At 44.6% G+C, this 7,105-nt stretch carries 4 protein-coding genes, 2 rRNA genes and 1 other RNA gene (1 of these 7 only partly in view); 5 read left to right on the top strand and 2 right to left on the bottom strand.

The features are described from left to right. The 5 genes from DXD68_RS24355 to ssrA form a co-directional block, all read left to right on the top strand. Positions 1-1,464 (top strand): 23S ribosomal RNA (locus DXD68_RS24355) (it extends 1,949 nt beyond the left edge of the window). Between the two features lie 124 nt (positions 1,465-1,588). Further along, positions 1,589-1,699 (top strand): 5S ribosomal RNA (gene rrf, locus DXD68_RS20945). A 161-nt stretch (positions 1,700-1,860) separates the two neighbouring features. Beyond that, positions 1,861-3,420, top strand: a complete 1,560-nt coding sequence (locus DXD68_RS20940; protein WP_122363432.1) for an arylsulfatase — start codon at positions 1,861-1,863, stop codon at positions 3,418-3,420. Between the two features lie 33 nt (positions 3,421-3,453). Further along, on the top strand, positions 3,454-4,335 hold the full coding sequence (locus tag DXD68_RS20935; protein WP_122363431.1) for an alpha/beta hydrolase: 882 nt from the start codon (positions 3,454-3,456) through the stop codon (positions 4,333-4,335). 60 nt (positions 4,336-4,395) lie between these two features. Continuing rightward, positions 4,396-4,796, top strand: a transfer-messenger RNA (tmRNA) gene (ssrA, locus tag DXD68_RS20930). A gap of 55 nt (positions 4,797-4,851) precedes the next feature. Here ssrA and DXD68_RS20925 read toward each other — a convergent pair. Next, positions 4,852-5,706 carry a M23 family metallopeptidase gene (locus tag DXD68_RS20925; protein ID WP_410510737.1) on the bottom strand — a complete coding sequence of 285 codons (855 nt, stop codon included), beginning with the start codon at positions 5,704-5,706 and terminating at the stop codon, positions 4,852-4,854. A 207-nt stretch (positions 5,707-5,913) separates the two neighbouring features. After that, complete coding sequence (uxuA, locus tag DXD68_RS20920) at positions 5,914-7,089, bottom strand: mannonate dehydratase (RefSeq protein WP_122363429.1); 1,176 nt, start codon at positions 7,087-7,089, stop codon at positions 5,914-5,916. Between the last annotated feature and the right edge of the window lie 16 nt (positions 7,090-7,105).

Below are 7,105 nucleotides of genomic sequence, written 5' to 3'. Positions count from 1 at the left end.
TTAATATTCCCATACTACTTTATGGAGCGATGTGGAGACGGAGAAGTGACAGTCCTGCCATCTGACGGAATAGATGGTTAAAGGGTGTAGACGTGGATCGTGGTAGGCAAATCCGCCATGAGAGTCGAACCTGACAGTATGCCGCGTACTTGTACAAGGCAATATGGACGTAATCAGGCTCCCTAGAAAATCCGCTAAGCATATTCATAAAGTACCCGTACCGTAAACGGACACACGTAGTTGGGTTGAGAATACTGAGGCGCTCGAGTGATTCACGGTTAAGGAACTAGGCAAATTGACCCTGTAACTTCGGGATAAAGGGTCCCTACTGAAAGGTAGGGCGCAGAGAATAGGTCCAGGCAACTGTTTAACAAAAACACATGGCTGTGCGAAATAGAAATATGAAGTATACAGCCTGACACCTGCCCGGTGCTGGAAGGTTAAGAGGAGAAGTCATCGCAAGAGAAGCTTTGAATTGAAGCCCCAGTAAACGGCGGCCGTAACTATAACGGTCCTAAGGTAGCGAAATTCCTTGTCGGGTAAGTTCCGACCTGCACGAATGGTGTAATGATCTGGACACTGTCTCAACCGTGAGCTCGGTGAAATTGTAGTATCGGTGAAGATGCCGATTACCCGCGATGGGACGAAAAGACCCCGTGAACCTTTACTATAGCTTTACATTGAATTTGGGCAACTAATGTGTAGGATAGGCCGGAGGCTATGAAGCAGGTACGCCAGTATTTGTGGAGCCGTCGTTGAAATACGGCCCTTTGGTTGTTTGAGTTCTAACTCGCGGAAGCGAGGACACTGTATGGTGGGTAGTTTGACTGGGGTGGTCGCCTCCAAAAGAGTAACGGAGGCTTCTAAAGGTACCCTCAGACCGATTGGTAACCGGTCGTAGAGTGTAATGGCATAAGGGTGCTTGACTGGGAGAGATACAACTCGATCAGGTAGGAAACTAGAGCATAGTGATCCGGTGGTTCCGCATGGAAGGGCCATCGCTCAAAGGATAAAAGGTACTCCGGGGATAACAGGCTGATCGCTCCCAAGAGCTCATATCGACGGAGCGGTTTGGCACCTCGATGTCGGCTCGTCACATCCTGGGGCTGGAGAAGGTCCCAAGGGTTGGGCTGTTCGCCCATTAAAGTGGCACGCGAGCTGGGTTCAGAACGTCGTGAGACAGTTCGGTCTCTATCTATCGTGGGCGTAGGATATTTGAGAGGCTCTGACACTAGTACGAGAGGACCGTGTTGGACAGACCCCTGGTTTACCGGTTGTACCGCCAGGTGCACCGCCGGGTAGCTAAGTCTGGATTGGATAAGTGCTGAAAGCATCTAAGTACGAAGCCAGCCTCAAGATTAGATATCCCTCAAGGGTCGTCGTAGACTACGACGTTGATAGGCTACAGGTGTAAGGGCAGTAATGTCGAAGCCGAGTAGTACTAATAGCCCGAGACTTTCTTTTTCCGGGAGAAAGGGTTGATATATCTGAAGAATTGAAAATTGACAATTGAGAATTGACAATTATTGATTCGCTCTATGGTTACGTTAAAGTAACGTTGTCCAAAGTCAAACATCTTAAAAGGTATTAAGGTGGTTATAGCGTTGGGGATCCACCTCTTCCCATTCCGAACAGAGAAGTTAAGCCCAACCACGTCGATGGTACTGCGTAAAAGTGGGAGAGTAGATAGCCGCCGTTTTATTCAGGCGAAAGCTGAAAGACAGAAAGGAGTTCATTCGAAAGAGTGGACTCCTTTTTTTGTTTTATTCTCCCCGAGAATATTAACTCTCTTCTAATTGCATGAATCAAATAAGATATTTATCTTCGCTATCTAAATCAGTATTTATAGAAAAACATATAATGAAAAGAAGAGCCTTTCTTAAATCGTCACTATTAGCAGGTGCAGGAGTTGGATTCAATCATTCTGCCCAATCTGCCGTTTCTTCCTTAAGTGAACAGAATAATGAACAAAGGGAAATAAAGAAGAAACCTCATGTCATATTTATTATGACTGACCAGCATCGTGGAGATGCATTAGGCTGCATGGGAAATAAAGCTGTAATCTCTCCTAATCTGGATAAACTGGCTGCAGAGGGAACATTGTTTGTAAACGGCTATTCTTCAGCTCCCAGTAGTACGCCCGGACGTGCCGGTTTGTTGACCGGTTTGTCTCCCTGGCATCATGGAATGTTAGGCTATGGCAGAATGGCTGAACAATATAAATATGAAATGCCTCAGATGTTGCGTAATCTGGGTTATTTTACATTCGGCATTGGAAAGATGCATTGGTTCCCACAGAAAGCTCTTCATGGTTTTCATGCCACATTGATTGATGAAAGTGGTAGAGTTGAATCAAAAGATTTTATCAGCGATTATCGGGAATGGTTTCAGTTGAATGCTCCGGGCAAGAATCCTGACCTGACGGGAATTGGCTGGAATGATCATGGAGCCGGCATTTATAAGTTGGATGAACGCCTGCATCCGACAACATGGACCGGGCAGACAGCTTGTGAACTGATTCGTAATTATGATAATGATAAACCTTTATTCCTGAAGGTTTCTTTTGCTCGTCCGCATAGTCCTTATGATCCTCCTAAGCGTTATCTGGATATGTATAAGAATGCAGATATACCTAAGCCGTTTATCGGAGACTGGTGTGGGCAGTATGCAGAGCGTCTTGATCCTGAGAAGGCAGCTTCTGATGCTCCTTTTGGTAATTTTGGAGATGAATATGCGGTTAATTCCAGAAAGCATTATTATGCCAATATTACTTTCATTGACGATCAGATAGGGCAGATTATTACTGCATTGAAAGAAAAAGGAATGTATGATGATGCAGTAATCTGTTTCACGGCTGATCACGGTGATATGCTGGGCGACCATTATCATTGGAGAAAAACTTATCCGTATGAAGGTTCTGCCCATATTCCGTATATTGTAAAATGGCCCTCATATGTGGAGAAATCTGTGCCTGCCGGAACGAAGATCGAGCAGCCAGTTGAACTGCGTGACTTCCTTCCAACTTTTATTGATCTGGCTGGTGGTGCAGTTCCTCCTGATATGGATGGTAGCTCGTTACTGAAACTCGTACAGGGACATGGTAATGAATGGCGTAAATATATCGATATGGAACATGCGACCTGTTACAGTGCTGACAATTATTGGTGTGCCTTGACGGATGGTAAACTGAAATATGTGTGGAACCTCCATAATGGAAAAGAACAATTGTTTGACCTGGTAAAAGATCCGGGTGAACTGGTCGATTGCTCTGCGAACTCCAAATATGGTAAACAATTGAAAGAACTCCGTGAAGAAATGGTTAAACATCTTTCGGAACGGGGAGATGAGTTTGTGAAAGATGGCAAGTTAATGACATTGGAGAAGACAGTGCTATATAGTCCGAATTTCCCTCAAAAATAATGGTTCTTATAAATTCTTTAAACAGTGTAGTGTATGATCAGAAAATGTATGCTCCTGCTTGTTGGGGCAAGTTGTTTAATAGGTTCAGTTATGGCACAAGATAATCCGATCCTGTTGTTTCCGAAAGGAGCACCGGGTGAGACTACCAAGCTGATAGAAAAGGCTGATACCGACGGAGGAAAAACCGGTGGTGAAACTGTTCTGCGCGTAACTAATGTGAGCGAACCGACAATTACGGTTTATCCGGCTCCCGATGAAGTGGCTACAGGTGCGGCAATGGTTGTATGCCCTGGTGGCGGCTACAATATTCTGGCTTACGACCTGGAAGGAGATGAAGTTTGTGAATGGTTGAATAACCTGGGAATAACAGCGGTATTGGTTAAGTATCGTGTTCCGCGCCGGGAAGGTCGTGAGAAACATGAAGCTCCGTTACAGGATTTGCAACGTGCGATCGGTTATGTCAGAGCTCATGCAGAAGAGATGAATGTGGATCCGCTGCGTATTGGCGTAATGGGCTTTTCTGCAGGGGGACATCTTTCTGCTATGGTTAGCAATAACTTTGAAAAAAGAACCTATCCGGCAGTCGATGCAGCAGATAAGGTTAGCTGTCGTCCGGATTTTTGCCTGTTGGTATATCCTGCTTACCTGGATGGTGAAAACTTCCAGTTGGCATCGGAGATCAAGGTAACTCCGGCTACACCTCCGACTATGTTGATTCAGGCAGAAGACGATAAGTCATATATTAACAGCAGCCTTTTCTATTATTATGCCTTGAAAGAAGCAGGTGTGCCTGCCTGGATGCATTTGTATAGTAAAGGCGGACATGGTTATGGTCTGCGAGATACCGGGGCAGCAGTCAATGAATGGCCTGACAGAGCTGAAGACTGGTTCCGTGAAATTGGCGTAATAGAATAAAAAAACTAAACAGAGTACGGAGATACGGAGATTCTTCGTATCTTTGTACTCACAAATCATGGGGCTGACCGGTTTTGACAGCGGGCAGAAGTGGTTTGTAAGCATGTAGTGCGTGGTTGGCTTGCACTTAAATCTCAGACAACGAACAATTAACTGGCGAAAATAATTACGCTCTCGCTGCTTAATCGAAGTATAGTAGATTCAAGCTTAATCCCTGCAAAAGTTGTGGGGACGTGACATCACCCGGATGCTGTTGCTCCGAAGCTTTCCGATCAGGTGGTGCAGCAATATCGGAGATAGTCTGAAATGAGCCTCGGGTCTCAGGCGAAAATTTAGAGGATAAGGATTAAGTGGGTGGCTTCGGTCTTGCTTGATCTCGACAATCGAAGGCGAAGATAAACATGTAGAAAGCAGATTAGTTCCTCGTTTGGACGAGAGTTCGAATCTCTCCAGCTCCACAAAAAAAGCTTGTAATCATTGTGATTGCAAGCTTTTTTTGTTTCTATGCTGTAATTGTTATAAGTCTATTTTTTTATTATTCTTGTCCGGGACCGGAACGCCTGCATAAGAATATCGATATTCGCTTTCTTGCTGGTGAGGAAGTATATCAATCGCTTTTACGGCTATATTTCTTCCTGTTTTAGTAGCAACGAGGCAAGTATTTTGCAATTTATGCTTTTCCATATCGAACACTTTGTTAGGGTTGAAGTGTTGTCCGTTGATACGTACTTCAAAATGAAGATGCTCGGTAGTTGCTCTTCCGGTCCGCCCTGTTAATCCTACAGGATCGCCAGCCTTTACACGTTCGCCGACTTTTACAAGATTCTTTGAATTGTGGCTATAGACCGTTTCCAGTCCGTTATAATGGCGGATAACCACAACATTTCCATAAGCAGCATAAGGTTTAGCCATACGGACAATACCGTCGAATGCTGCGACAATCGTATCGTTGGCACATGTTTTCAAGTCAACTCCGGAATGATGTCTTCTGCGGCCAGCATAAGGTGAAATGACTTTTGCCCCGGGTAACGGAAATGCATAATCATCTCCAGTCATGAGAGCTAAATCGATAACCAGCGAATTTTCATCAGCCAGTAGTTTAGGATCGGGTACTGCTATATCTGCTTTTTCCCGCGGGGAAAAGTTTTCCGTAATATCTTTACGGGCATATTCTGTTTTTTCTAGTTCAGGTGTCGGGGGAAGAAATATGTAATCGATTTTGGGCAGCGGAACTTCGGTAGCCGGGGGAGACATCACGATTTCCTGATCGGATACTGAGGGTGGCGTTTGCACTGATAGTACCGTTGAGCAGGTAGTTAGTGTTATGAGTATAATTAATGATAATATGTAACTATAGATCTTAGGCATTATAAATAATATTTTTTAGCTGGACAAAAATAGGAAAAACAATCCAGTCTAAAAGCCTAATCCGGAATACTTTATAGTTCTTTTTCATTTCTTTATGCTTTTCAATGGCATGGGAGTGAGCCCGGTAAGTGATAAAACAGGAAAAGGTGCCAACCGAAATTGAACACCTTTTCCTTTATAAATCAATAAGAAATGAAATATCAGTCTTTGTTATTCCTTGAAAAGAGACTTGGCAATACCCATCTCCAGACCGCGAAGTTCAGCCAAACCTCTCAGACGGCCGATGCAGGAATAACCGGGATTCGTTTTCTTTTTCAAGTCGTCGATCATCTGATGGCCATGGTCCGGGCGCATAGCGATCGAACAGCCGCGTCTTTGTTGCAATTCAAGCAGGGCTTTCATTACACCATACATATCGACATCGCCTTCCAGATGGTTTGCTTCGTAGAAGTTTCCTTCTGCATCGCGCTGCGTACTACGGAAGTGAACAAAATCGATACGATCACCATAACGTTCCATAATTCCAGCGAGGTCATTATCGCTGCGAACACCGAATGAACCGGTGCACAGGCACAAACCATTGCTTTTATTAGGCACGGCTTCGATCAGTTTTTTGAAATCCTCTTCCGTACTTAGGATACGTGGTAAACCAAGAATAGAATAGGGAGGATCATCCGGGTGGATCACCAGCTTAACACCGGCTTCGTCGGCTACCGGAGCAATTTCTCTTAGGAAATAGATCAGGTTGGCACGCAGTTTCTCTGCATCGATATCCTTATAGCGATCCAATGCTTCCTGGAATTGTTCTACTGTGAAACTTTCTTCTGATCCGGGCAGTCCGGCAATCATATTGCGGGTAAGCAACTGACGATCATCTTCTGTCATGATATCGAAACGGGCTTTCGCTTTTGCTTTTTCTTCATCCGAGTAGTCGTTTTCAGCTCCCGGACGTTTCAGAATGAAAAGATCGAATGCAACGAAAGCTGCACGTTCGAAGCGAAGCGCTTTGGAACCATCCGGCATTGTATAAGCCAGGTCGGTACGTGTCCAGTCAAGTACAGGCATAAAATTGTATGTAACGACGTTGATCCCGCATTTGCCCAGGTTACGCAAACTTTCTTTATAATTATCGATGTATTTCTGGAAATCGCCTGTTTGTGTTTTTATGTGTTCATGAACAGGAACACTCTCTACAACAGACCATTTCAGACCAACAGCTTCGATCAATTCTTTCCGTTTCATGATCTCTTCCACTGTCCATACTTCCCCATTGGGAATATGATGCAAGGCATTTACGATACCGGTAGCTCCGGCCTGTTTGATATCCCAAAGGCTGACGGGATCATTCGGCCCGTACCAACGCCAGGTTTGTTCGCATAAATACATAGGAAATAATTTATTA

Source organism: Parabacteroides sp. TM07-1AC (assembly GCF_003480915.1).
In the GTDB taxonomy this organism is placed as follows: Bacteria; Bacteroidota; Bacteroidia; order Bacteroidales; family Tannerellaceae; genus Parabacteroides; species Parabacteroides chongii.
Note: the sequence above shows the minus strand (reverse complement) of the source record. Positions and strands in the feature narration are given on the sequence as shown.